Source organism: Streptomyces sp. NPDC020898 (genome assembly GCF_044333925.1).
Classification (GTDB): Bacteria; Actinomycetota; Actinomycetes; order Streptomycetales; family Streptomycetaceae; genus Streptomyces.
This window is the reverse complement of record NZ_JBIRRV010000007.1, coordinates 271,985-296,012: the sequence shown is the minus strand read 5'-3', so window position 1 is coordinate 296,012 and position 24,028 is coordinate 271,985. Positions and strand designations below refer to the sequence as shown.

General features: G+C 69.8%; 21 protein-coding genes and 1 pseudogene. 10 read left to right on the top strand and 12 right to left on the bottom strand.

The genetic code is table 11. The annotated features are described in order from the left end of the window. Positions 1–79 precede the first annotated feature (79 nt). The 3 genes from ACH4TV_RS23770 to mmuM all read right to left on the bottom strand — a co-directional run bounded on the left by ACH4TV_RS23770 (position 80) and on the right by mmuM (position 2,976). Entirely contained in the window at positions 80–1,651 is a 1,572-nt protein-coding gene (locus ACH4TV_RS23770) for an amidase (RefSeq protein ID WP_398401214.1), read from the bottom strand. Then, on the bottom strand, positions 1,648–1,938 hold the full coding sequence (locus tag ACH4TV_RS23765) for a hypothetical protein (RefSeq protein WP_398401212.1): 291 nt from the start codon (positions 1,936–1,938) through the stop codon (positions 1,648–1,650). Before ACH4TV_RS23765 ends, ACH4TV_RS23770 begins: the two co-directional genes overlap by 4 nt. Before the next feature lie 93 nt (positions 1,939–2,031). Beyond that, the gene (gene mmuM, locus ACH4TV_RS23760) at positions 2,032–2,976 is read right to left on the bottom strand and encodes a homocysteine S-methyltransferase (RefSeq protein WP_398401210.1); all 945 of its coding nucleotides are present in this window, start codon (positions 2,974–2,976) and stop codon (positions 2,032–2,034) included. A 177-nt stretch (positions 2,977–3,153) separates the two neighbouring features. Here mmuM and ACH4TV_RS23755 point away from each other — a divergent pair, with 177 nt between their 5' ends. Next, the gene (locus tag ACH4TV_RS23755; RefSeq protein WP_398401208.1) at positions 3,154–4,572 is read left to right on the top strand and encodes an amino acid permease; all 1,419 of its coding nucleotides are present in this window, start codon (positions 3,154–3,156) and stop codon (positions 4,570–4,572) included. A gap of 2 nt (positions 4,573–4,574) precedes the next feature. On the opposite strand, the gene ACH4TV_RS23750 is transcribed toward ACH4TV_RS23755, so the two are convergent. Then, positions 4,575–4,868, bottom strand: a complete 294-nt coding sequence (locus ACH4TV_RS23750; protein WP_398401206.1) for a hypothetical protein — start codon at positions 4,866–4,868, stop codon at positions 4,575–4,577. Between the two features lie 22 nt (positions 4,869–4,890). After that, on the bottom strand, positions 4,891–6,117 hold the full coding sequence (locus ACH4TV_RS23745) for a hypothetical protein (RefSeq protein ID WP_398401204.1): 1,227 nt from the start codon (positions 6,115–6,117) through the stop codon (positions 4,891–4,893). A 118-nt stretch (positions 6,118–6,235) separates the two neighbouring features. Between ACH4TV_RS23745 and ACH4TV_RS23740 the strand changes: the two genes are divergently transcribed. Further along, positions 6,236–7,357 carry an aminoglycoside phosphotransferase gene (locus ACH4TV_RS23740; RefSeq protein WP_398401202.1) on the top strand — a complete coding sequence of 374 codons (1,122 nt, stop codon included), beginning with the start codon at positions 6,236–6,238 and terminating at the stop codon, positions 7,355–7,357. An 80-nt stretch (positions 7,358–7,437) separates the two neighbouring features. On the opposite strand, the pseudogene ACH4TV_RS23735 reads toward ACH4TV_RS23740, so the two are convergent. Then, a pseudogene (locus ACH4TV_RS23735) lies at positions 7,438–8,001 on the bottom strand (dihydrofolate reductase family protein). A gap of 166 nt (positions 8,002–8,167) precedes the next feature. On the opposite strand from ACH4TV_RS23735, the gene ACH4TV_RS23730 reads away from it, so the two are divergent. The 3 genes from ACH4TV_RS23730 to ACH4TV_RS23720 all read left to right on the top strand — a co-directional run bounded on the left by ACH4TV_RS23730 (position 8,168) and on the right by ACH4TV_RS23720 (position 9,818). Continuing rightward, a complete protein-coding gene (locus tag ACH4TV_RS23730) occupies positions 8,168–8,809 on the top strand; it encodes an HAD family hydrolase (protein WP_398401200.1) in 642 nt (213 codons plus the stop codon). 84 nt (positions 8,810–8,893) lie between these two features. Beyond that, positions 8,894–9,409, top strand: coding sequence for a helix-turn-helix domain-containing protein (locus ACH4TV_RS23725; protein ID WP_398401623.1), 516 nt, complete (start codon positions 8,894–8,896; stop codon positions 9,407–9,409). After that, a complete protein-coding gene (locus ACH4TV_RS23720) occupies positions 9,330–9,818 on the top strand; it encodes a DUF6415 family natural product biosynthesis protein (protein ID WP_398401198.1) in 489 nt (162 codons plus the stop codon). The genes ACH4TV_RS23725 and ACH4TV_RS23720 overlap by 80 nt, the downstream gene beginning before the upstream one ends. Positions 9,819–9,860: 42 nt before the next feature. Here ACH4TV_RS23720 and ACH4TV_RS23715 read toward each other — a convergent pair whose 3' ends face one another. After that, entirely contained in the window at positions 9,861–10,181 is a 321-nt protein-coding gene (locus ACH4TV_RS23715; protein ID WP_398401196.1) for a DUF6191 domain-containing protein, read from the bottom strand. A 63-nt stretch (positions 10,182–10,244) separates the two neighbouring features. Then, positions 10,245–12,353 carry an autotransporter gene (locus ACH4TV_RS23710; RefSeq protein ID WP_398401621.1) on the bottom strand — a complete coding sequence of 703 codons (2,109 nt, stop codon included), beginning with the start codon at positions 12,351–12,353 and terminating at the stop codon, positions 10,245–10,247. 308 nt (positions 12,354–12,661) lie between these two features. Here ACH4TV_RS23710 and ACH4TV_RS23705 point away from each other — a divergent pair, with 308 nt between their 5' ends. Together ACH4TV_RS23705 and ACH4TV_RS23700 are read left to right on the top strand one after the other, a co-directional pair. Continuing rightward, positions 12,662–13,771, top strand: coding sequence for a family 43 glycosylhydrolase (locus ACH4TV_RS23705; RefSeq protein ID WP_398401194.1), 1,110 nt, complete (start codon positions 12,662–12,664; stop codon positions 13,769–13,771). Continuing rightward, positions 13,768–15,180: an RICIN domain-containing protein gene (locus ACH4TV_RS23700; protein WP_398401192.1), complete on the top strand. Its 1,413-nt coding sequence runs from the start codon at positions 13,768–13,770 to the stop codon at positions 15,178–15,180. The genes ACH4TV_RS23705 and ACH4TV_RS23700 overlap by 4 nt, the downstream gene beginning before the upstream one ends. Positions 15,181–15,208: 28 nt before the next feature. Here the strand turns inward: ACH4TV_RS23700 and ACH4TV_RS23695 are convergent, their stop codons facing one another. Beyond that, complete coding sequence (locus ACH4TV_RS23695) at positions 15,209–16,897, bottom strand: rhamnogalacturonan lyase B N-terminal domain-containing protein (protein ID WP_398401190.1); 1,689 nt, start codon at positions 16,895–16,897, stop codon at positions 15,209–15,211. Positions 16,898–17,119: 222 nt separating this feature from the next. Here ACH4TV_RS23695 and ACH4TV_RS23690 point away from each other — a divergent pair, with 222 nt between their 5' ends. Further along, positions 17,120–18,178: a rhamnogalacturonan acetylesterase gene (locus tag ACH4TV_RS23690; RefSeq protein ID WP_398401188.1), complete on the top strand. Its 1,059-nt coding sequence runs from the start codon at positions 17,120–17,122 to the stop codon at positions 18,176–18,178. A 263-nt stretch (positions 18,179–18,441) separates the two neighbouring features. On the opposite strand, the gene ACH4TV_RS23685 is transcribed toward ACH4TV_RS23690, so the two are convergent. Then, a complete protein-coding gene (locus ACH4TV_RS23685) occupies positions 18,442–19,086 on the bottom strand; it encodes a LysE family translocator (RefSeq protein ID WP_398401186.1) in 645 nt (214 codons plus the stop codon). Positions 19,087–19,164: 78 nt separating this feature from the next. Next, positions 19,165–20,559 (bottom strand): hypothetical protein, encoded by a 1,395-nt coding sequence (locus ACH4TV_RS23680; RefSeq protein ID WP_398401184.1) that lies wholly within the window; start codon positions 20,557–20,559, stop codon positions 19,165–19,167. Between the two features lie 113 nt (positions 20,560–20,672). Between ACH4TV_RS23680 and ACH4TV_RS23675 the strand changes: the two genes are divergently transcribed. Further along, positions 20,673–21,491, top strand: a complete 819-nt coding sequence (locus ACH4TV_RS23675; protein ID WP_398401182.1) for an isocitrate lyase/phosphoenolpyruvate mutase family protein — start codon at positions 20,673–20,675, stop codon at positions 21,489–21,491. Positions 21,492–21,510: 19 nt separating this feature from the next. Here the strand turns inward: ACH4TV_RS23675 and ACH4TV_RS23670 are convergent, their stop codons facing one another. Beyond that, positions 21,511–22,332, bottom strand: a complete 822-nt coding sequence (locus ACH4TV_RS23670; RefSeq protein ID WP_398401180.1) for an alpha/beta fold hydrolase — start codon at positions 22,330–22,332, stop codon at positions 21,511–21,513. Positions 22,333–22,495: 163 nt separating this feature from the next. Between ACH4TV_RS23670 and ACH4TV_RS23665 the strand changes: the two genes are divergently transcribed. After that, positions 22,496–24,028: a hypothetical protein gene (locus ACH4TV_RS23665; protein ID WP_398401178.1), complete on the top strand. Its 1,533-nt coding sequence runs from the start codon at positions 22,496–22,498 to the stop codon at positions 24,026–24,028.

Below are 24,028 nucleotides of genomic sequence, written 5' to 3'. Positions count from 1 at the left end.
CGGGTACAGCGCGGCGGCCTGCTCCTATCGGGGGACGCCTACGTGAAGCGGTGAGATTCCCGCGACCACCCTCTCCGCGTCACGCCGACGTCGCGGCCGCCTCCTCCGCCGAGAGGCGCGGACGGGCGGTCGTGGCCCCGAAGCTTTGGGCGGTCGCCGGAGTCGGGTCGGCCGGCCTGCGGGTGTGCCAGTCGGTGACCGCCTGATAGGCCGCCGCGACCTCCAACATCCGGTCCTCCTCGTACGGTTGGCCGCCGAGGATCGTGCCGACGGGCACGCCGGCGCCGTCGAAGCCGATGGGGAAGCCGATCTCGGGCAGGCCGAGGATGTCGAAGGGGACGGGGCCGGTTTGGAGCACGACGTCGGAGGTGGTCAGCACGCCGTCGAGCACCTCTCTCAACAGGTGGTTCTTGGCGCGCTGGGCCGTGATCCACTCGTCGCCCGACAGCATCAGCCCCTGCAGCCAACTCAGCAGCGACACCCCGAACTTGGTGGGATCGGTGCGCAGCCAGTGACGGAAGGGCTCGGTGCGTTCGGCGAGGCGGGCGGCGTTGAACGTGCCGGTGAGCAGGGCCCAGTCGTCCGGATAGGCGATGTCGACGAGCGTGACGCCCGCGATCGCGTCCAGGCGCGCGAGGAACGCGGTCCTCAACTCCCGCTGGGTGGACAGGAAATCGGTGGGGACGCCGATGCGCGTGGCCCGGCGCAGACGTACCTTGCCGGCCTTCGACACGACCGGGGTCGCGGCGCGGACGAGGTCGGGCACGGCGGGCAGGCCCAGGGTGCGGGGGTCCTGCGGGTCCGGTCCGGCCAGGACCTGGAGCATGATCGCCGCGTCCATCGCGTCGCGCGCGAGCGGGCCCGCGTGGTCACGGGTGAACGACAGCGGGATGACGCCGTGGACGGACACCCGGCCCATCGTGGGCTTCAGACCGGTCAGGTTCTGCTGGTTGGACGGCAGCACGATCGAGCCGCCCGTCTGCGTCCCGATCGACGAGGAGGCGAGCCGCCCGGCCACCGCACAGGCCGGGCCGGTCGAGGAACCGCCCGGGTCGACGGACGGGTCGTCCGGCGTCCACGCGTTGACCGTCGTCACCATGCCGTTCGGCTTCGTGGCCCGGGTGGTGGCCAGCGGCCCCATCTGCCCCTTGCCGAGCACGATCGCACCCGCCGCCTTCAGCCGCGCCACGGCAGTGGCGTCCGCGTCCGGCACGAAGTCCTCGAAGATGAGGGAGTTGCAGCGGGTGGGCACACCGGCAGTGAAGTAGTTGTCCTTGATGCACAGGGGGATACCGCGCAGAAGGCCGCCGCCCCTCGGCGTACGGTCCGCGCGCCGGGCCGCCGCCCGCGCGGCCTCGGCGGTGACCTCGGCGTACGCCTGGTACGTGCCGTCGTACCGCTCGATCCGCTCCAGATACGCCTCGGTCAGCTCCGTCGCCTTCAGCCTCCCGCGCCGCATGAGTACGGCGGCCTCGGCCAGCGTCGCCTCCGACGGGTCGTCGCGCGCGGTCTGCCGTACGTCGATGTCTAGGTCGGGGACGCGGTCGGCAACCGGGGCCGCATGCGCGGGAGTTGCTGCCTGCGTGGCGAGTCCGCCGACCAGCGCCGCCGAACTCGCCAGGAATATCCGCCGGTTGAGGGATCTGCTCATGTCCGGTCACCGGTCTTCCCTGTCCACGCCTGAGTGATCGACGGGTACAGAAGAGGCGGCGAGGCCTGCTGCGCGTACGCCGGGCCGGTGGCGGGTGGTGTCCAGCCGGATATCGCGCCGGGGGTCGAGGCGACGAACGCCCTCAGGGAGGCGAGGACTTGGGGGCGCGTCGGGACTCCGGTGGCGGGGTCGGCCTGCTCCGGCAGGAGCGACAGATCGAACCCGGCCAACGCCAGCCGGGTTCGTACATAGGCGTCCAACTGGTCCTGCGTGGGCGGCTCGGTCACCACGGCCTCCGTGATCGGCGATCGGCGTACGGGTTCGCCCCGGACTCCATCACCGGCCCATGAGGATGTCATTGAGGCCGTGCTTCACGGGAGTTACGCCGGGTTCAGCGTCCGGGCGATCGAGGTGATCGCCCCCGGCCCCACCCGGCAGCACCCGCCGATGAGCCGCGCCCCCGCGTCCCGCCACCCCGTCACCTGACCAGCGGAGAAGGTCGAACTCCCTTTCCAGGCACGGGCGTCGGCGTCCCAGACCTCGCCGCTGTTCGGATAGACCACGACCGGCTTCTCGGTCACCCGGGCCGCCAATTCCACGGCGCCGGGCACGTCCTCGGGCACACAGCAGTTCACGCCGACCGCGACAACCTCGTCCGCGTCGGCGGCCAGCGCGAACGCCTCCGCCAACGGCTGCCCGGCCCGAGTCTGCTCCCCGGCCACGCTGTACGACAGCCACACCGGCACCCCGAGCCCGCGCACCGCGCGCAGCAGGGCGGCAGCCTCGTCGGCGTCGGGGACCGTCTCCAGGGCCAGCACGTCGGGTCCGGCGGCGGCCAGCGCCTCCAGACGCGGCCGGTGGAAACGCTCCAGCTCGTCGACGCTCAGCCCGTACCGCCCCCGGTACTCGGACCCGTCCGCGAGCATCGCCCCGTACGGCCCGACCGACGCCGCCACCCACAACGGCCGCTCCGCTTTCGCCCGGCGCGCGGCCTCGCGGGCCAACTCCACGCTCAGCGCGAGCAGTTCGGCGGCGCGCTCCCGGCCGACGCCGCGCTTGGCGAAGCCCTCGAAGGTGGCCTGGTAGCTGGAGGTGATCGCGACGTCGGCGCCTGCCTCGTAGTAGGCGAGATGCGCGTCGACGATCGCCTCGGGCTGTTCGACGAGCAGCCGCGCCGACCACAGCTCATCGCTCAGATCGTGCCCGGCGGACCCCAACTGGTTGGACATCCCACCGTCGAGGACGAGGGGCGCGCCCGAGGCGAGGGCGGCGGAGAAAGAGGCCGGGGAGGGCTGGGCGGGGGAGTGGGAGGTGTCGCTGCTCATGCCTCGACGCTAGCCGACGTTCGGACGGCACGACGGCCGTATGTGTCCAGTACATGAACAGATCGCCCACGATGTGGGACGGCGGGTTACGATCACGCCCTCCCCCTTGCTCCGTCCTCTTCCCTCATCTCTGCCCTCTGCCCTCTGCCCCGTCCCTCCCCGCTGACCGGAAGTGTCATGACTGCTCCAAGCACCACCGAGGCCGACGACCCGGAGCTGACTCCGACCGCGAAGGCCGCGCCCTCGCCCCGCAGCCGCACCTTCGGCCTGGCCGCCGCCACCGCGCTCGTCATGGGCAACATCATCGGCGGCGGCATCTTCGTCCTGCCCGCCACGGTCGCCCCGTACGGCTCGGTCAGCCTGCTCGCCTTCCTGGTCCTGTCGGTGGGGGCGGTGCTGCTCGCCCTCCTCTTCGGCAAGCTGGCCCGCCGCAGCCCGGTCACCGGAGGCCTGTACGTCTACCCGCGCGACGCGTTCGGCCCCTTCGCGGGCTTCCTGTCGGCGTGGTCGTACTGGACGATGACCTGGGTCAGCATCGCGGCCCTGGCGGTGGCGGTCGTCGGATACGTCGACGTACTGATCCCCCTGAACGACAACCACGGCCTGCAAGCGCTGGTCGCCATGCTGGCCCTCTGGCTCCCGGCCGCCGCGAACTTCGCGGGCACCCGGTGGGTCGGCACCGTACAGATCGTGTCGACGTTCCTGAAGTTCGTCCCGCTGCTCATCGTCGCCACGGTCGGCCTGTTCTTCATCGACACGGACAACTTCGGCGCCTTCAACGCGTCCGGCGACAGTGTCCCGGGCGCCCTGGCCGCCTCCGCCGCGCTGCTCCTCTACAGCTTCCTGGGCGTCGAGTCGGCGGCCGTCAGCGCGGGTGAGGTGGAGAACCCCGAGCGCAACGTGGGCCGCGCGAGCGTCCTCGGCACGCTCGGCTCCGCCCTCGTCTACATCCTCGGCATCGTCGCCGTCTTCGGCCTGGTCCCGCACGACAAGCTGGTGAACTCCGGCGCCCCCTTCGCCGACGCGGTGAACACGATCACCGGCGGCAGCTGGGGCGGCACGGCCATCGCGCTGGTGGCCGTGGCGTCGATCGTCGGCTGCCTCAACGGCTGGATTCTCCTGGCCGCGCAGATGCCGTACGCGGCGGCCCGCGACGGGCTCTTCCCGGCCCCGTTCGCGAAGGTCGGCAAGGGCGGCGTACCCGGCTTCGGCGTCTGGGCGTGCGCGATCCTCGGCACGATCCTCATCGGCTTCAACTACACGGCCGGCCCGGACACCACGTTCCGTGTCCTGGTCCTGATCACGACGTTCACGGGCTGCGTCCCCTACCTCTTCTCAGCGGCGGCCCAGTTGTACTGGCTCGCCCAGGGCACCCGCGACCGCGTCCGCCCGGCCGGCCTGATCCGCGACCTGATCGTCGCCGCCCTCTCCTTCGCGTTCTCGTTCTGGCTGATCGCGGGCGCGGGGTACGCGGCTGTGTATCAGGGGGTGCTGTTCCTGTTCGCGGGGATTCCGGTGTACGTGTGGATGCGGGGGCGGCAGGGGACGGAGGAGACAGCTGAGGCTGAGGACGCGCCTGAAATCAAGGCAGTGTGACCTCACCCGCTCGCTTCACTCGCTCCGTTGTCGGAGAAGACGACCTCGAACTCCTCCAGCCCGGTCACGGTGACATGTGCCTTGGCGGCGCCCTCATGTCTGGATGCCGCCTGGCCGCCGCGGGACGCGGCAAGGGACTCGCGGTCGGTGAACACGGTGGCGACCAGCCCGCGTCCCCGGTCCCGGTCGATGAGCAGGGACGCCCTGGCCAGTCCCGGGAGCGTTTCGAGCTTGGGGATCACTGTCGCCCGGAACGTCTCGGCGAACAGATCCACGTCCGAGGGGTCGAACTCCACCCTGGTGATCCGCAGCCCCCGGTCAGGGCTTCACGATTCTGGGCTCGCCCGGTTCCGGGTCAGTGGGCGGGCGTCCCACGTCCGACAGTGTCTCGCGCGCCCGTGCGTCGACGAAGCGGGTCACGAGATGCTGGGCAGCGCCGAAAATGACGGCCCAGGCCACTATCTGCGGGCTGGAATCCAGATCGCTCAGTCCCGGAATGAACGCACCCCTGATGAGAAGCACTCCCACGAACGCGGTCAGAGCCCCGGTAGGAAATTTCAGCAGGGCTGCCGAGAGGGGCAGCATATATGGAGTACTCGTCCCTTGAATCCGACGCAGAGACGCGATGACCGTGAGAGCCGCACCGGCCAGTCCTGCCGCCTCGGTGACGAGAACGTCGACTCTCTGCGCATAATCACTCGCAACCTTTCCCGCTTCCTGGTGAATCTCTCCGGAAGGGCATGCGGCGAGCTTCCTTCCCTCGGGGAGGAAGCACATGTTCAGCGAATCGGGACAGAACCATCCCCAAGCCGCGAGGGCACCCGCACCGAGGAGAACGAAGAAGGTGGCAATTCGCAGAATAATACTGAGGCTGCGAACTCTGCTGAATTCGGAGTCCAGTGCGTTGTACGAGGAGCCCAGAGCGAGAACAAGGAGCCCGCGGTCTCCCGGCAGCGGTCCTTTCCCCTCGATGCGCTTCGCGACTTCCTCCACCTTCACGCGAAGCGGGTCGGCCGGGCGAAGATGTTGTTCAACGTGGCTCAGCACGTCGGTGCTTCGGCTGATCAGGTCTTCTTCCGAGCAGAGCCTGAGCAGCATCACATCGGCTGCGCGCACATTGGCCCACGTCCTTTCGAGGGCTGCGGCTCCCGTGAAGAGGTGGCGCCGTGCCGAGATGCCGATGCGCGCCTCTTCCAGCTGCCGAGCGATCCCCTCCAGCGTCTTTTCCCGCTGGCATTGCTCGGCTCGGTCCTTTACCGCTCGGCATCTCTCACGCTCTGCTTGCTGTTCCAGACAGAGAATGCGCGCGGCAGCTCGCTCACGCCAGGCGGTTCTATGAGTCCTGACCAATTCCCTGGGAGCTCTGCGGAGCTGAGCAACCTTCTTTCGTTGGAATGGCTCGCTCGGGTGATCGAGCTTCGATTGATCTGACTTTCGATTACCTTTGAGTATGAGCGAGGCAACCCACAGGAGAATGAAGACGGTGATGCTTCCTCTGGGTTTTTTCGTGGCTCCTGTACCGTTTGAAGCTTTCCCGTTGGTCATCCCGACCTCCAGCAAAGAATCGCCTTCCCAGCGTAGGGCAGACGGCCAACAGGTGCGCGTCAAAAACGGTGTGGTCACAGTGCAACAGGGTGTGCCGGCCGCCGCCTAACCTGGGGCCATGTCGGAGATCCCCTTCACGGAAGCCGAAGCGCGTGAGGTCCTGGGTCCGTTCACCGGGCCCATGTTCTGCTCGACCCTCACGCACAACCCCCAGAACGGTGTCACGGCGGGCGTGTGGAACGTGACTGCCGGGGATCACGAGGCGGTTCTCAAGATCCTCACCCGGCGGAAAGAGACGTCGCAGACACAGTGGGCAGCCTCCGACGACCCCCGCCACTGGAATTACTGGCGCCGCGAGGCCCACGTGTACGAGTCCGGGCTGGCCCAGTTGTGGCGGCCGTACGGCATCCGCGCACCCCGGCTACTCGCGTGCGTCGAACGCGGGGACGGCGATGTAGCGCTGTGGCTGGAGCCCCTACGGGGCAGACCGGCCACGGCGTGGCGCATCCGGAGTCACGCCGCACACGCCCGCCGCCTGGGCGCGGCACAGGGCGCGGTGGGCGAGACGGCGGACCAGCCGTGGCTGTCCCGAGGCTTCCTGCGGGAGTACGTCGGCAGCAAGTCGCTGGGCCAGGAACTCCTGGATGACGACGGGGCCTGGCAACAGCCCCTGGTCCGCGACCACTTCACGCCGGGGCTGCGAGACGACATGGTCCGGCTGCATCACGACCGCGAGTGGTTCCTGGGCATCATGGAGACGCTGCCGCGAGCCTTCAGCCACCTCGACCACTGGCCGGCCAACGTCCGCTCCAGCGGCCGCCACAGCGCACTGTTCGACTGGGCCTTCACCGGAGACGGCGCGCTCGGCGAGGACATCGGCAACTACATCCCCGACGCCTTCTTCGACCTGTTCCTGCCCGCGGCCCGCCTGCCCGAACTGGCGTCGACCGTGTATGAGGCGTACGTGGTCGGGCTGCGCGAGGGCGGGTGGCGGGGCGACGAGCGGCTCGTACGGCTGGGGGTGTGCGCGTCGGCGGTCAAGTACGACTGGATCACCGGGCTGATGTTGGCGCGCGCGAGTGAGGAGCAGCATGTCGGGTACGGGGGCGCGGAGGCGGTTTCCCCCGAACTCCTTTACCGAGAACGGGGGTTGGTGCTCGCGTTTCTCGCCGGGTGGGCGGCGGAGGCGCGGGAGCTGGCTCCGCTGGTGGGGTTCGGCGGGGCTCCGAGCGGGAGTTGAGACATTGATGGATCAGAGGTGGACCATCGAATCGCTGGTCTTGCGATGTGACCTCTGGAACAGACCGCGTACCACGGCGGCTAACGCGCCACGCGGTAGCGGAGGTAGGCGACTCCCGAGCTGAAGGTGCGGGTCTCTACGAGTTCGAGATCAACCCGGCGCTCGTCTCGGGGAAAGAACGGAATGCCACCGCCGACCAGCACCGGGTAAACGATGACCTGGTACTCGTCGATCAGACCCGACGCGGCCGCCTCGGCGGCGAGAGTCGCGCCGCCGATCGCGATGTCGCCCTCACCCGGCTCGGCTCGCAACCGCTCGATCTCCTCCACCAGGCCGCCGGAGAGCAGGCGGGCATTGCCCTGCACCGCCGACAGCGTGGTGGAGAACACGACCTTGGGGAGCGGGTTCCAGAGCGCGATCCACTCGCGCTCTGCGTCGTCGAGTGTTGGATCCTGGTCGGCGGTCTCCCAGTACAGCATCGTCTCGTACAGACGTCGTCCCTACAGGTGGACGCCGACCCGTCGAATCTCGTCGATCCAGAAGCGAAAGACCTCCGGGTCGGGGGCCGACCAGTTGAAGCCGCCGTCCGGCCCGACGATGTAGCCGTCGAGTGAGACGTTCATCGAATAGGTCACGCTGCGCATCAGCAGTCCTCCTCGGAAACGGTTCGACAGTATGACCGCCGGACGCCGCAGAACTCATCGCGGCTCGCGGGGTCCCGGGGCCGAGTCACCTCGCCAGATCATCGTCGGGGATGTATGCCCGCGTGCGCGGATCGTGAGGGTATTCGCGGCGTCGTAGGCTCCCAGAGTGATTGAGACCATTGTGTTCGACGTCGGCGAGACGATCACCCGAGACGGCCGGTACTGGGAGGCTTGGGCGTCCTGGCTGGACGTCCCCCACCACACGCTCTCCGCGCTCGTCGGCGCTGTCGTCGCTCGGGGCCTGGACAATGCCGAAGCACTGCGGCTCCTCCGCCCCGGAATCGACATCGCCGCCGAATATCGCGCCCGTGAAGCGGCCGGGCGTGGCGAGCACCTCGAAGAGAGCGACCTGTACGACGACGTCCGCTCTGCCCTCTCCGTGCTCCGCGAGACCGGTGTACGTGTGATCATCGCCGGCAATCAGACGACCCGCGCGGGTGAATTGCTGCGCGACCTGGACCTTCCCGCCGATCTCATTGTCACCTCGGGGGAGTGGGGTGTTGCGAAGCCGCAACCGGAGTTCTTCCAGCGGGTGTTGGAGGTCGCGCAGGCTGCTCCGAGCTCGACGGTGTACGTGGGCGACCACCCGGCCAACGATGTCTTTCCGGCGAAGGCTGCGGGGCTGCGCGTCGCGCACATCCGCCGAGGGCCGTGGGGATATCTGTGGGCAGACGATCCGGACGTCGTAGCGGCGGCGGACTGGCGGATCGACAACCTCACCCAGCTCATGGCGATCATCGAGGGCTGATGAGCGGCGAATGCTGCCACCAGCCGGTGCTGATGAGGTCATTCGCATGCTCGCGCCATGTTTGTCTGGGTACGGTTCGGAGGGATGGATGCCCTCAAGTGGAGCCAGGATGCCCGTGACAGCCATGGCGGGGTAGGCAGGCGGATTGCCTACTACCGCAGTGTCGTCCGCCCGAAGATGACACAGCAGCAACTGTCGGATGCTGCCTGCGTCTCTCTTGGCACCATCCGCAAGATCGAGCGCGGCGAGCGCGGTGTCAGCGAGGCCACCCTCGAAGCCATCGCCGACACTCTCGGCATCGACCCCATGCGGCTGCTCACCGACCGCGACCCGGCCCACACTCGCGTCCACAACGCGCTGCCCGTGCTGTCTGCGGCGATCGCCACGTACGACCTTCCCGATGACGGCCCGGTCCGTCCTCTCGCCGAACTGCGCGCAGCCGTCGGGGAAGCCGTCAGCTGGAGGCTGGCGGCGCAGTACACGCGCATCGCCCGCGAGTTGCCCGACCTCTTGGACGAACTTGCTGACGCTCACGCTGAAGGGGCACCTGGCGCTCGTGATTCCCGAAGTGGATCGGGTTGCCTCAGCGCGGCGCGGTGAGGACACCTTCGCCCGCGCGGACGCCCGGATGGCCATCGCCGAGACCTGCAGGAAGCTGCGTTTCAAGCCGAGCCCCGCCCTGAGCGCACACATCGCGTACGCGCGCCGTCTTTCCCGCTCGCTGAACGCCTTGTGCGATCACTACGAGCAACTGTGTGGCGCCCATCTGGGGGTCGACCAGCGAGCCTCTGAGGAAGACGGACCAACGCGAGGGAGCGCGATGAAGGACGGCCAGGTGTGGGTGGGCGACCAGGTGTACGACCACGACACCGGAAAGAACGCCATCGTCACCGACGTCCAAGGCGGGACGTACCTGCTCCGCCCCCTCTGCGGCGGAGGTCAGCCCTGGACGGTGTCCAGTGATCAGAACCTCTCGGTCGGCGTGCCGCGTTCGGAGCGTCCGGAGTGACGTTCGTGAGCGATACCGATGCCATCGCCAGCCCTACTGGGCCTACTGGCCGGCCTGCGGCATCCGAACGACCACGACCCCGCCCTCCAGGTCCACCGTCGTCCGGTGGGGCGGCGCCCCGTCCTCCTCGTCGTCCCGCAGGATCAGGGCCGACTGGCGCTCCTTGAGTTCGCTCTGCTTCCCGGGGGAGAAGGTCGCGTGGAGTTGTTCGAAACCGGTTGCCGATATCTGGCCCTGCCGGACGCTGTTCCGCCAGGGTAGTACTCCGGCCCGCCCGACCCGCAGCAGCAGTTGGTCCACGAAGGCCATGACGGTCAGCAGGATGACCAGCCCGGGCAGGGTCATGAGGACGGCGAATTCCATGCCCTCAGTATCCGGAGCAGGGGCCGATCCCGACAGGTCCCACCCGTCCCGCATCAGTCCCGTTCAGCCCTGAGCCGCGTGCCGTCCGCCCCGTCGCCGCCCGTTCCCGTGCCCCCGCACCCGCCGAGCAGCCGGAATCATCAGCCCCGCCAACAACCCGACCGCCATCGCGTACGGCCAGAAGCCGAGCCCCGAACTGGACCCCGCAGACGCGGAGTTCGTACTCGCGTCGGCCGCAGCCACCGAGTCCGACCCCGCCGCACCCGAACCAGAGCGAACCCCGGCACCCGCCGTCGGCGACGCCCCCTTGGCCACCGCCGTCAGCACCACGTCGTTGCCGTCGCCGCCCCGATAGCTGATCCGGTACGTCGTATCGGCGAGCTTCAACGCGGCACCCTCCTTCAACCCGCTGAACGCGCCCGTCGTCTTGGCGCGCCCCACATTGTTCAGCACCGCGATCGTGCGGACGGGGTTGACCAACGCACCCGAACCCGCAGCCACCGCCGCCAAATCCAGCGCCCCCGCCAACCGCACCGCCCCACCAACCCTCAACGCCCGCCCCCGCAGCACAAGGTCACCCTTCGCCCCCTGCGTATAGCCCCCCGTCACCGTCAACCCGCCAGCGACCACGCCCTCGTTGGTCACCGAGCCCTTCACCGTCCCCGAACCGGTGAGCGTCGTCCTCACTCGCAGCCCCGCCGAGCCCACGTCCAACCGTGCGCCGGTCCCGGTCAGCCGAATCGCCTTGCTGCGTCCGAGAGTTGCCCCACCCCTCAGCGCCAGCGTGCCCTTGGTGACCGTCGTGCTCCCGCCGTACGTCACTCCACTGCCCGTCAGCGTCGTCGTCGCCGCGCCCGACTGAGTGAACGACCCGCTCCCGCTCACCCGCGACAGCACCACCGCCTTGCTCGTGTTCCGGACCACCAGCGACCCGTTGTTGACGACCTTGTACAGCGAACCCTTCGTGTACAGGCCGCCGTCGCCGCCCGTCTTCCCGCTGCCCAGCCGCAGTACCGCGTCCTTCTCGACCGTCGTCGAGCCGTCGTAGTACTGGACGGCCGCGAACGTGACGTCGTTGCCGCGCGTCCCCTTGATGACAATGTCCCCGGCGCCGGGCGCGGAGAGCGTGTCGTGGAATCGGCCGCCGCCGATCGGGGCGCCCAGTGTCACCGGGCCGTTGTAGTCGAACGTCAGGAGTGAACGGGACCTGGCCGCAAGCAGGTTGATGTAGACCGTCTCGGCCGTACCCGGCATGAAGATCTTGTTCGTGGTGCCGTCGCCCCACTGGACGTTCGCGCCCTTGATGTTGGTGCCGCGCTTGTTGACGTTCTTCCGGGCCGGAGTCCAGTTGAGGGCCGGGTCGCTCAGCGACGGGTTCGTGTCGCCGCCCTGGTTCGACCAGCTGTACTGACCGGTGAGGACCACCTTCGAGCCGGGGCGGGACTGGACGTTGATGTCGCTGCCGTACTCGCGCTGGTAGAAGTCCATCCCCATCGTCACCGTCTGGCCCAGCGGGGTGTCGACCGTCCACGTGCCCTGGTTCAGGGCCTTGCGCATGCGGGGGAGCGAAGTTGCGAACTCCGGTCGGCCCGCGTTCACCTGGGTGCCGTTGTCGATCACCCCCGAGAAGGAGTGGGTGCCCGAGAGGTCCCACGTGCCCCAGAGGAACCGGGGTTGCGTCAGCAGTCCGGCGCCGCTGATCGTGCCCAGGTTGTACGCGCTCTTCAGGGACAGCCGCAGCGTGCCGTCGACCCGGATGTTGTCCTGGTTCAGGCGGAACGCCGGGGTGTTGTACGGGAAGTGGCCGATCAGGCCCGTCGTACCGCCGTTGCCGTACTGGAGGGTGGCTCCCCGTTCCACCGTCACCGCCGGTGGGTCGGGGTTCGTCACCGTCACATACGGGTGGTTGCCGCCCGGGATGCTCACCTTCTGGCCCTGCCGGGACCTGGGCAGCGTGAAGTCGCTGTCCCTGGTCAGGATCAGGGTGCCCGTGCCGCGCACGGTGAGGGTGCCCTCGCCGCGGAAGACGCCGTCGTACGTCGTCGTCCCGGCGGGCACGGTGACCACCGTGTCGCCGGTGAGGGTGACGTCCCGGCCGGCGAGTACGTCGGCCGTGACGTTCCGGGGGCCGGCCGCCGAGGCGGGCGGGGCGCCGAGCAGGACGGCGGCCATCGCGAGGGCCGCCGCAGCTGTCGTCGTCCTGCGGACAGTGGTGGCGGGGCTGGTGATGGGGGAGTTGCTGTGCACGTCACCGGAGACGGAACGGACTCGCGGGTAATAACAGAAAGTTGCTGGGCGGTATTCGTCCCTCCCGACCCGTTGACCTTCCCGTAACACACGCTTACCTTTTCGGCGTTCGGTATGACAGATCTTGTTCGCTATTACGAACGTTGCTCGTGTCACTCCCCCACATCTGCACACACACGCACACATCCACACGAACCAAACACCTCGCGCCCCACCCCCGAGAGGCAGTCCGCATGAGCCGCGCTGACGACCTGTCCCGCACCCCCGCCCGGAGAACGCTCCTGATGGGCGCCATCGCCGCAGGCGCCCTGACCACAGTCCCCGGCATCCCTGGCATCGCCGGCACCGCACACGCCGCCGCTCCCCGGGCGACCGGCGCCCCCTACGTCAACCCCCTCGTGCGCAACCGCGCCGACCCCCACATCCACCGCCACACCGACGGCCGTTACTACTTCACGGCCACCGCCCCCGAGTACGACCGCATCATCCTGCGCCGCTCCCGCACCATCCGGGGTATCGCCACCGCCGACGAATCCGTCATCTGGCGCAAGCACGAGACCGGCGCCATGGGCGCGCACATCTGGGCGCCGGAGATCCACCACATCGACGGCAAGTGGTACGTCTACTTCGCCTCCGCGCCCGCCGAGGCCATCTGGGACATCCGCATCTGGGTCCTGGAGAACGCCAACCGCGATCCGTTCAAGGGGACTTGGGTCGAGCGCGGGCAGCTGAAGACCGCCTGGGAGACCTTCTCCCTCGACGCCACCACCTTCACCCACCGGGGTTCCCGCTACCTCTCCTGGGCGCAGCACGAGCCCGGGATGGACAACAACACGGCCGTCTGGCTGTCCAAGATGGCCGATCCGCTGACCCTGACGGGACCTCAGGTCCGGCTCACCACACCGGAGTTCGACTGGGAGCGCATCGGCTTCCGGGTCAACGAGGGGCCGTCGTTCATCAAGCGCAACGGCCGGATCTTCATGTCGTACTCGGCGAGTGCCACCGACTTCAACTACTGCATGGGTCTGCTGACCATCGACGCCCGCGCCGACCTCATGGACCCCGCCAACTGGACCAAGTCCCCGACGCCCGTCTTCACCAGCAACGACACGACCAAGCAGTACGGCCCCGGCCACAACTGCTTCACCGTCGCCGAGGACGGCTGCACCGACGTCCTCGTCTACCACGCGCGCCAGTACAAGGACATCGTCGGCGACCCGCTCAACGACCCCAACCGGCACACCCGGGTGCAGAAGCTCGGCTGGAACACCGACGGCACGCCGGACTTCGGCATCCCCGTCGCCGACACGCAGGTCAACTCACTCTTGGAGAGTGGCTCATGAGACGTGTGTACGCGGTTCTCCTCGCCCTCTGTCTGGCGCTGGCCGGCGCCCTCGTCACCGCCGGGCCCGCCCAGGCCGCGGCCGTGACCATCACCAACGGCACCCAGTTCACCGCCACCAACGGTGCTCCCGTGCACGCGCACGGCGGTGGAGTCATCAAGGTCGGGTCCTACTACTACTGGTTCGGCGAGCACCGCAACGCCGACAACACCTTCCAGTACGTGGACGCCTACCGTTCCACCGACCTGAAGAACTGGGAGTTCCGCAACCACGTCCTGACCCGGTCCAGTGCCTCCGAACTCACCACAGCCAACATCGAGCGGCCGAAGGTCATGTACAACGCCGCCACCGGCAAGTACGTGATGTGGATGCACAAGGAGAACGGCGCCGACTACAGCGAGGCCCGTGCCGCGGTCGCCGTGTCGGACACCGTCGACGGCAACTACACCTGGCAGGGCAGCTTCCGCCCGCTGAACACCCACATGTCCCGTGACATCACGGTGTTCGTCGACACCGACGGCGCCGGCTACATGATCTCGGCGGCCCGCGAGAACTACGACCTCCAGATCTACCGGCTCACCGCCGACTACACCGGCATCGCCGCCCTGGTCGCCGACCCCTGGCACAACGGCCACCGCGAGGCGCCGGCCCTGTTCAAGCGCAACGGCGTCTACTTCATGCTGACGTCGGGCGCCACCGGCTGGAATCCCAACCAGCAGCAGTACGCCACCGCGACCAGCATCACCGGCCCGTGGACGGCCATGGCGAACGTCGGCGACTCGACGACGTACGGCTCGCAGACCGCGTACGTCCTTCCCGTGCAGGGGAGTTCGGGCACCTCGTACCTCTACATGGGCGACCGCTGGGGCAACGCATTCGGCGGCACGGTCAACGACTCCCGTTATGTGTGGCTGCCGTTGAGCTTCCCGTCCTCCACCACGATGTCGATGTCCTGGTCTCCCGAGGTCACCGTCGACACCGCCGTCGGGACGGTCACGGGTAACAGCGCCACGTACAACACGCTGATCGCCCGGCACTCGTCCAAGTGCGCCGACGTCACCAGCCAGTCACTGTGGGCGGGCGCCCAGATCAAGCAGTACGACTGCAACGGCGGCAACAACCAGAAGTACTGGTTCAAGTCCGTCGCCGGCGGCTACTACCAGCTCGTGGGCCGGGGCAGCTCCCTGTGCGTGGCCGAGGGCGCCACCACCGTCACCCAGGAGAACTGCAGCGCGACGGCCACCAACCAGCAGTGGTCGGTGACCGCCTCCGGCAGCTACGTCCTGCTCAAGTCCCGCGCGACCGGAGAGTGCCTCGACGTGAACGGCGCGTCCACCGCCAACGGTGCCGCGCTGCTCACGTACACGTGCAACGGAGGAACCAACCAGCAGTGGACGCGCGGAACATGAGCGCGGAACATGATGGACAGTCAGGCAGCTACACCAGCAGGTCGAGGGCGTCGATCGCCGTCCCCGCGCTGAGGTAGGAGGTCGTCCCCGAACCGCTCACCACGTTGATCTTCAGCACGTTGTACTGACTGGTGTCCGTGAGCCAGGCGCTCGCCGGGACGCTGTAGGTGAACGTGTTGTTGTTCCCCCGGTAGGACCCGTTGGTCAGGGACCGGCTGGTCGGCTGGGTGGGCGGGGAGGGGATGGCCGACGTCCAGGTGTCGTTGACGACGACCTGCGGGCGGCCGTTGGCGAAGGCCGTCGTCACGCCGATGCGCAGGGTGTGCGCGGCGGCGGCCTGGGCGGCGGTCAGCCTGAAGTACACCAGCAGACCGCTGTTGACGTCCTTCCAGATGTAGCAGGGGAAGGCCGAGGTCTCGGAGCCGCTGCCGACCACCACGTTGCCGGTCCAGGAGGCGGCCCGGACGTCCGACGGATGCGCGTACGTCATCAGGTCGGCGTTCTTGAAGCCGCTCGGCGTGCCGTTCCAGTCGTTGATCCGCCAGATCGCGCTCGCGTTGCTCGGGTCGTTCGAGGACGGGATCGCGATCGAGTTGAGTGTGGTCGTGCCACCGGCCGACACCGACACCGAGGTGGTGTAGACGGCGAGTTCGCCCTTGAACACCGAGAGCGTGTACGTCCCCGGAAGGACACCCGCGATGGAGAAGTAGCCGTCGGAGGCGCGGGCCGAACCCCAGTACTGCGCCGCCGAGTTGGCGATCCCGACGGTGTACGCGTACGACGTGTTGCGCCCGGTGATCCCGACGCCGGCGACCCGGCCCCGGCCGCCCGCCGCGACGTAACCGGAGATGCCGAGCGAGTCCGCCCAGGAGGTGGTGAGGGTCCCCGCGTACAGCGACGAGGAGGGCGCGCCGCCATCCGTCAGGGCGATGACGTACGGGCCCTGGAGGCCGAAGCGCTGCTCCTCGGTCTGGTTCTGGCCGTAGTACAGGATCTCGTACAGGCCGCCGCCGTCCGCGCTCTGGTGGCGCAGGAGGGAGCGGTAGAACGGGCCGCCGGAGGCCTTCTCGTGGTTGGAGCGCACGATGTACAGACCGACGCTGCCGGTCTTCCAGCCGATGTAGCTGTAGTCCATGACCCGCAGCTTCGAGTAGTGCTTCGAGCGGGTCTGGCCGTCGGACTTCGCGAAGACGTCCCCGGCCTCGATGGTGCTGTTCGTGTACGTGTACGAGTCGGGCTCGTCGTTGAGGAACAGGCCCGCCTTGACGCGCAGGATGAAGCGGGTCGCCGAGACCGACGTGTCGGCCTTGTTGGTCCACACGTAGACGTTGTTCTCGCCGCTGCGGGCCGCGTAGTAGTGCTTCAGCGTGCCGTACGTGACGCTGACCAGGATCGTCGAACCGGACTGCCGGATCGTCACCGTGGAGGCGCCGAGGCCGGACTCGATGTGCGAGTTGTTGCCGCCGTAGCCCTGGTACTCCGTGCCCCGGTAGACCAGCGAGGACAGGTCGCCGTTGGACTTGCGGACCTTGAAGACGAGGTTGGCGCCGGTGTCGATGACGTAGTTCGTGCCGTCGTCGGTGTAGCCGAAGGTCGCCGCCTGGGCGGTGCCGGGAAGGGCGAGTCCGGCGGCGGTCGCCGTGGCGCCGAGGACGAGGGCGCGGCGGCCGAGGTGGGGCCCGGGCTGCGCGGCGTGTCTGTCGTTGGCTGCGGACATGGGGGGTGCCTCCTTCGGAGGTGGGACGTGGGGGTGTGGGGGGTGAGGGGGTGGCGGTGTTCGGAAGACTGACAGTTGAATCGATTTCGCGAAAGGGCTTTCGTTGTAATGAAGTTGGCGGTTGTGTGAAATCGTGCAGCACTCTAGAAAGCGCTTGCCAGACGATGTACGGTCCTGCCGCTGGGCCTTGTCGAGCGTCGGAGGACTGCTGTGGGAATCGCGATGAGACGTTTCAACCGTGCTGTGCTGGGAGCCGTGACACTGAGCACGATCACCACCCTGGCCGCCGTGCCCGCCGCCGCTCACGAACGGCCCTCGCACGGGCCGCGCGCGCTGGGCATCGAGAACTGCACCGCCACCGCATGCCACTTCGGCGTCGCGCCCGGCACGTACGACGTGCGGGTGCTGCTCGGTGGTGAGGCCGCCGCCAGTACGGCCGTCACCGGCGAGACCCGGCGCGCGCTCCTCCCGGCGACCGCCACGGCGGCGGGCGAGCGCGTCGCCCGCAGCTTCACCGTCAACGTCCGTACGCCCGAGGGCGAACCGACCGGCGCCGCGGGCACCCCCGGCCTCGATCTGGTGCTCGGCGGGACGGCGCCCGCCCTGGCGGACATCCGCGTGACCCCCGCCGCCCGCCACACCCGGCAGATCTTCCTGGTCGGCGACTCGACGGTCTGCGACCAGCCCGGCGACCCGTACACCGGCTGGGGCCAGCAGCTCCCGCAGTACCTCCGCAAGGGCCTGTCCGTCGCCAACTACGCGGATTCCGGGGAGAGTACGGTCACCTACCTCGCCAACTCCGCGCTCTTCCCGACCGTCCAGCCGCTGATCCGCCGCGGTGACCTGGTCCTCGTGCAGCTCGCCCACAACGACAAGCAGACGGACGAGCCGACGTACCGCGCGAATCTGGAGACGCTCGTCGCGGGTATTCGTGCGCGAGGGGGGGAACCGGTACTGGTGACCCCGATCGTGCGCCGCTGGTTCAACTCCGACGGCACCCTGAACAACGGCACCGCCCTGCTGGTCAACGGCCTCGGCGTCGACCACCCGGCGGTGATCCGCGCGGTCGCGGCAGCACAGGACGTACCGCTGATCGACCTGACGGCGAAGACGAAGGCGCTGGTGGAGTCCCTCGGCGTCGAGGGCTCCAAGGCGCTGTACCTCTACAACGAGAAGCGCGACAACACCCACACGTCCGTCCACGGGGCCACGGTGTACGCCGAGTTGGTGCGCGACGAACTGGTCGCGCAGCGGCTGGTCAACCGGGGCCGGGTTCGCTGAGCGGTCCTGGTGAAGTCGGGTGCGCAACCCGCGCCCCAAAGGGGCGCGGGGCTGTGTCGAACTGCGGCTCCGCCGCGATGGGGGTCCCCCCGGTCGAGCGAAGTCGAGAGTGGGGGAGCGACCAGCCCTCACCGGCCCGCGGCAGACGAACCGCCTATCCCGCGGAGCGCTTAGCGGCCCCGCATCAGAGCCCCTGGGGCGTCCCGACCGGAACCGGGGCGCCCCAGGTTCAACACGCCATGACGGCCCGGGTGCCGTGGTGGCTACTCCGGCGCCGCGACCAGCCGTACGGCCAGCCCCGTGAAGACCGTGCCGCTGAAGATGTTGAGGCCGCGGGCCACCCGGCGGCTGCTGCGCAGCGCCGACGACAGGCGGCCGGAGAGCAGACCGATCGAGACGTCCACGGTGAGGCCCATCAGGACCAGCGTGAGCCCGAGCAGCAGCAGCTGCCAACTCACGTGCCCCAGGCCCGGGTTCACGAACTGCGGCAGGAACGCGACGTTGAACAGGATCATCTTCGGGTTGAGGAGATTGGTGACGGCGCCCTGCCAGAAGGCGCGCCGCCGTCCCGGTCCGGCGGGGCCGGACGCGGCTGCTGTGTCCTCCTCGGCCGCCAGGGGCGAGCGGTCGCGGAACGCCTTGACCGCCAGGTAGAGGAGATAGGCCGCGCCCAGCCAGCGCAGTACGTGGTACAGCACCGGCAGGGTCGTGAAGAGCGCCGACAGGCCGAGCGCCGCCGAGAGCGCGTGCACCAGCGCACCGGCCGCCACCCCCAGCGCGGCCAGCACACCGGTGACCGGGCCGCCGCGTCCGCCCATGGCCACGATGAACATCATGTCGGGTCCGGGAGCGACGCACAGCGCGAAGGCGGCGGCCAGGAAGGCCGCGTACAGAGAGGTGTCCACCATGGCGGTCATGCTCTGCGGTACGCGGCGAACCGTCGATCGAGTTTCGCGGGCTGAGACGCACGTGCCGGTGCGGTCGGCTCAGAGCGCCAGGCGAGCGATCCGCAGGGACGCCGTGGTCGGTGAGGCCCCGTTCAGCGCGGTCGCGTACGACGGGGTGACCGGGACGTAGGCCCAGGTCAGAGAGCCGTCCTTCAGAGCCGCTATGTCGCCGGTGATGCGCGCCTGCACGACCTTGTCCGGCGTCTTGAACGCGCCGTTCCAGTCGATCAGCCGCAGATGCGTGCCCGTGAACGTGCCGGTGCAGGTGCCGCTCGCGCACTTGGCGTTCTTCAGGGACTCCCAGGAGACCAGCAGCCGGTCCTTGCCGTACGGGGCGACGCGGACGTTGACGTGTTCCGTGCCCGGCGCGTTGGTGAGGTAGATCGCCTTGCCCGCCGGGGAGTTGCGGTTCTTGAGGAACGACACGGCCACCTGGTGCGTGTTCCACCTCGGCTTCACCGTCCAGCCCCGGCCGCTCGCGTCGTCCGGGTTCTTCTTGGCGGAGGCCGCGCCGCGGGAGCCGTAGGCGGTGGCGTAGCGGCCGGTGGACGACTTCACCAGGTCGCCGGTGCGGCTCGCGTACGTGCCGCCGCAGTAGCCCGCCCAGCACTGCTCGCGCTGGACCGCGGGGGCGTTGTCCGGGGCTCCGATGCCCGTCGACACGAACAGGCCGGAACGCCAGTCGTCGAAGCAGAGGGAGGTGAAGGCGCCGGTGGCCTCGGCGTGCAGGGCGATGCCCTCGTTGTGGGAGCAGCCCCAGCCCCAACCACCGCTGAGCTTCGCGCCCTTGGAGCCGATGTACGACAGCTTGTCGCCGAAGTGGCCGTCGGCGAAGCCGCCGGCGCCGTGCACCACGAAGTAGGCCCCGTACTTGGTGCCGTTCCAGGTGAGCTGGCCGTCCAGGGTCGGGGAGGTGTCCTTGGACGCGGTGCCCGTGAGCTTGGTGCGCCAGGCCTCCTTGCCGCCCGAGAAGCGGACCAGGGCCGCCGCCGTCTCCTTCCACTTGTTGGTGTCGGCGACCCGGGTGAGCAGCGCGAAGCCGTCGTTGTGCGCGACCAGCCCGCCGACCTCCTTGGTGCCCTTGACGACCGCGTCACCGCCCGCGCGCTTGCCGGCCGAGGTCAGCGGGGTCACGTGCACACCGTCCGCCGCCGGCCAGGCGACCCGGAGCGTGCCGTTGGGCGCGACCGCCGTCGCCGTACGCGTCCACTCCCGCGTGTTGTTGTAACCGGCGGACAGGTAGGGGAACTTGGCCGGCAGCGTCACGGCGGTGGCGGTCACCTTGAGGGCGGGCGCCGCGGGCGTCGCCGCTCCGGCGGTCGCGTACCAGGCGCCGGCGAGCAGACCGGCCGCCGCGAGGCCGCCGATCAGGGGCTTGCGGGCCGCGTGGGTGCGGCGGTGGGCGGCGCTGCGGGGGAGTGGTGCTGAAGTCATACCTGTCTGTTGCCGTGGGGTGGGGAAAGGTTGCCGCTTGATCGGACCGGATTTCGCCGATGCGCGGGAACTGTTCGGCGGGCGCCAAACGGTCGGGCCTCTACCGTGACGGCATGACCGCCTCCGCCCCGGCCTCCTCCCTCCCGGCCTCCTCCTCCGCCTTCGCCGCCCTCCACCACCGCGACGAGCCCCTCCTGCTCCCCAACGCCTGGGACCACGCCTCGGCGATGGCCCTTGCCGCGCAGGGTTTCGCGGCGATCGGCACGACGAGCCTCGGTGTCGCCGCGGCCGTCGGACTGCCCGACGGCGCTGCGGCCACCCGGGACCTCACCCTCCAACTCGCCCTGAACCTCGGCGCGGAGGACTTCCTCCTGTCCGTCGACGCGGAGGGCGGATTGAGCGAAGACCCGTACCGGGTGGGGGAGTTCGCGCGAGAGCTGTCCGCCGCTGGTGCCGTGGGCATCAACCTGGAGGACGGCCTCGGATCGGCCGCCCTGCACGCCGAGAAGATCGCCGCCGTGAAGGCCGCCGCCCCGGATCTCTTCGTCAACGCCCGCACGGACACGTACTGGCTCGGCGGCCCTCGTCCGGATGCCCTCGCCAAAGACACCATGACCCGCCTCGACGCCTACCAACAGGCGGGCGCCGACGGGGTGTTCGTCCCCGGACTGAGCGACCCGGACCAGATCGCCACCCTGGTGACGAGTCTCGACGTCCCGCTCAACGTCCTCTACTCGCCCACCGGACCCACCGTCACCCAACTCGGCGCCCTCGGTGTACGCCGCGTCAGTCTCGGCTCGCTCCTCTACCGGCGGGCACTCGGCGCGGCCGTGGAGGCGCTCGCCGACATCCGGGCGGGCCGGGCACCGCGGGGTGCGTCACCCTCGTACGACGAGGTGGTGGCGTTCGGGCGGGAGCGCCGGCGCCGCTGACACCGGTGAGGCCTGCTGTCTATGCGGTCGGCGTCGGCTTCGGGACGCCGGCCGGAACCAGCGTCTCCATGAGCCGCGCGGCGAACTCCGCCGCGTGGGTGAGCGCCCCGAGGTGCCCGCCCGGGAACTGGCGTGCGGTGCTCCCGGTGCGTCGGGCGAGGAAGGTGGCGGCGCGGTACAGGAGGTGACCGGTGGAGTCGACGCCCATGCCGACGGTGAGCCGGGGAGAGGCGGCGGAGAGGGCGGTCAGATCGGGGGCGTAGGAGGTGAACGGGAGGACGACGCGGGTGAGGAAGAGGGCCATCGGGTTGCTCAACTCGTCGGCGGGGGAGAGCGGTTGGGCTTCGGTGCCCGGTTCCAGCGGGGTGGCGGGCCGTTCCTCCAGTCCCGCGGTCATCCTGGCCGCCGCGGCCTGAAGCCCGTGGGTGCGGTAGGTGTCGTACACGTCGGTGAACATCGCCCGCTGGCGCTCGGCGTCGGGCAGTATCCCCACGACCGGCGGCTCGTGCGCGACCACGTGCCGCAGCCGGCCCGGGTGCCGGGCCGCGAGGTCGAGGGCGGCGATGGCACCCGAGCTGGTGCCGAACACGTACGCGGACTCGCCGTCGGGCAGCACCGCGTCGAGGACCCGGGCCGCACCGTCGCTCCACCACTCGACGCGCTGTTCCTCGACGGGCAGGCCGAGCCGGCCGTGGGCGAGGCCGAGGGGGTCGTACGTCACGACGGTGAAGCGTTCGCCGAGGTGGGCCGTGAAGTCGTCGAGGCCCATGGGGTGTCCGGCGCCGCCGGGGATAATGAGGAGGACCGGGCCGTTGCCGCGCACGTCGTAGTGATCACTCATCCGACCGAAGCTACCGGCTGGGAAGGCCCGGGACGCAATGATTTTCCTGACGTGTGCCGTACGCCGTCGATGCGCTCCCTCGCACCCCCTGTAGGTGCTCTCGTTCCGCCAACTGCCCGCCCCCACGTGGTGAGCCCTTTCCCCGGCCCGCAGCGTGAAGACCATGCAGGAATCACGCTCGGTCTCCCTCGCGCGGCACCAGGACGGCGTGCTGCAGGCGGCCCGGGGACGGGGCACGGACCCCGCCGGGACGAAGGAGACGCTCGCACGCCCCCTGCCCTGGCTGCTCGCCGTGGCCGCCGCCTTCACCCTCGCCCAGCTCGCCCTCGTGGTCCGTGGCGTGGGGCTCGGCTGGGACGAGACCGTGTACGTCAGCCAGGTCGGCCCGCAGGCCCCGGCGGCGTTCTTCAGCGCCCCACGCGCGCGGGGCATCACCTTCCTGGTCGCACCGGTCGCCGCCTGGACCACCTCCACCGAGGCGCTCCGCGGCTACCTCGCCCTGCTGTCCGGCGCCGGGCTCTTCGTGGCGCTGTGGGTGTGGCGCAAGCTGCTGCCGGCCGCCGTACTCGCCGTCGCGGGCGCCCTGTTCGCGAGCCTGTGGATCACGGTCTTCTACGGCCCGCAGGCCATGCCCAACCTCTGGGTCGCCCTCGGCGCGCTCACCGCCGTCGGCTGCTTCCTGCGCACCGCCCGCGACCCCGGGGACCGCCGTGCGCTGACCGGCCTGGGCGCGGGCGTGGCCCTGGCCGCGCTCATGCGCCCGACGGACGCGGTCTGGCTGGCCCTGCCGCTCACCGTGGCAGCCCTCCGGGCGCGCAACCGCCGCCGGACGCTCCTGCTCGCCGTCATCGTCGGCTCCGCCGCGCTCGGTTGCGCCGAGTGGATCATCGAGGCGTACGTGGCTCATGGCGGCCTCGGCACCCGGCTGCGGCGGGCGAGTGAGATCCAGGGGCACCTGGGCTGGTACTTCTCCGTCGACGACCATGCGCGCGCCCTGGGCGGCCGTACCCTGTGCCGTCCCTGCGACGGCTCCTTGCGGCACCCCGTCAGCGCCCTGTGGTTCCTCGCGCTGCCCCTGGTCGTCGCGGTCGGCGTCCGCGGGGCGGCCCGCACCCGGCATCGCGCCCCGGTCCTCCTGGCCGCCGCGGTCGGAGCGACGCTCGCCGTGCCCTACCTGTTCACCGTCGGCTACGCGGCACCCCGGTTCCTGCTCCCGGCGTACGCCCTGCTGGCCCTGCCCACGGCGTACGGCCTGGTCCGGGCCTGCGCCCTCCCACGACGGCGGCGCCCGGCCGTCATCGCGCTCGTCACCGCGGGCCTCGCCGTACATCTGGCGGTCCAGTACCTCGCCCTCGACGGCGTGACCGGCCGTGCCCGTGCCACGGCCGCCGCCAACGCCCGCGTCGCCGCCGAGCTGCGCGCCCAGGGCGTACGACCGCCCTGCGTCCTCACCGGCGACGACGCGATCCGGGTCGCCTTCCTCATGGGCTGCGCCTCCCGCCAGCCCACCGGCCACGACGCCTCCACCACCCCCGAGGCCCTGGCCGACGCGGGCGCACGGCAGCCGGTCGCGATCCTGCTCTCGGGCGGTCAGCGCGTTCCGTCGTACGGCCGCTTCTGGCGCCCTCTCGACCTTCCCGACCCGCCCGCCCGGCCGGGTTACCGCGCCTATGTGTCCCCCGCGGCGTCGCCGTAA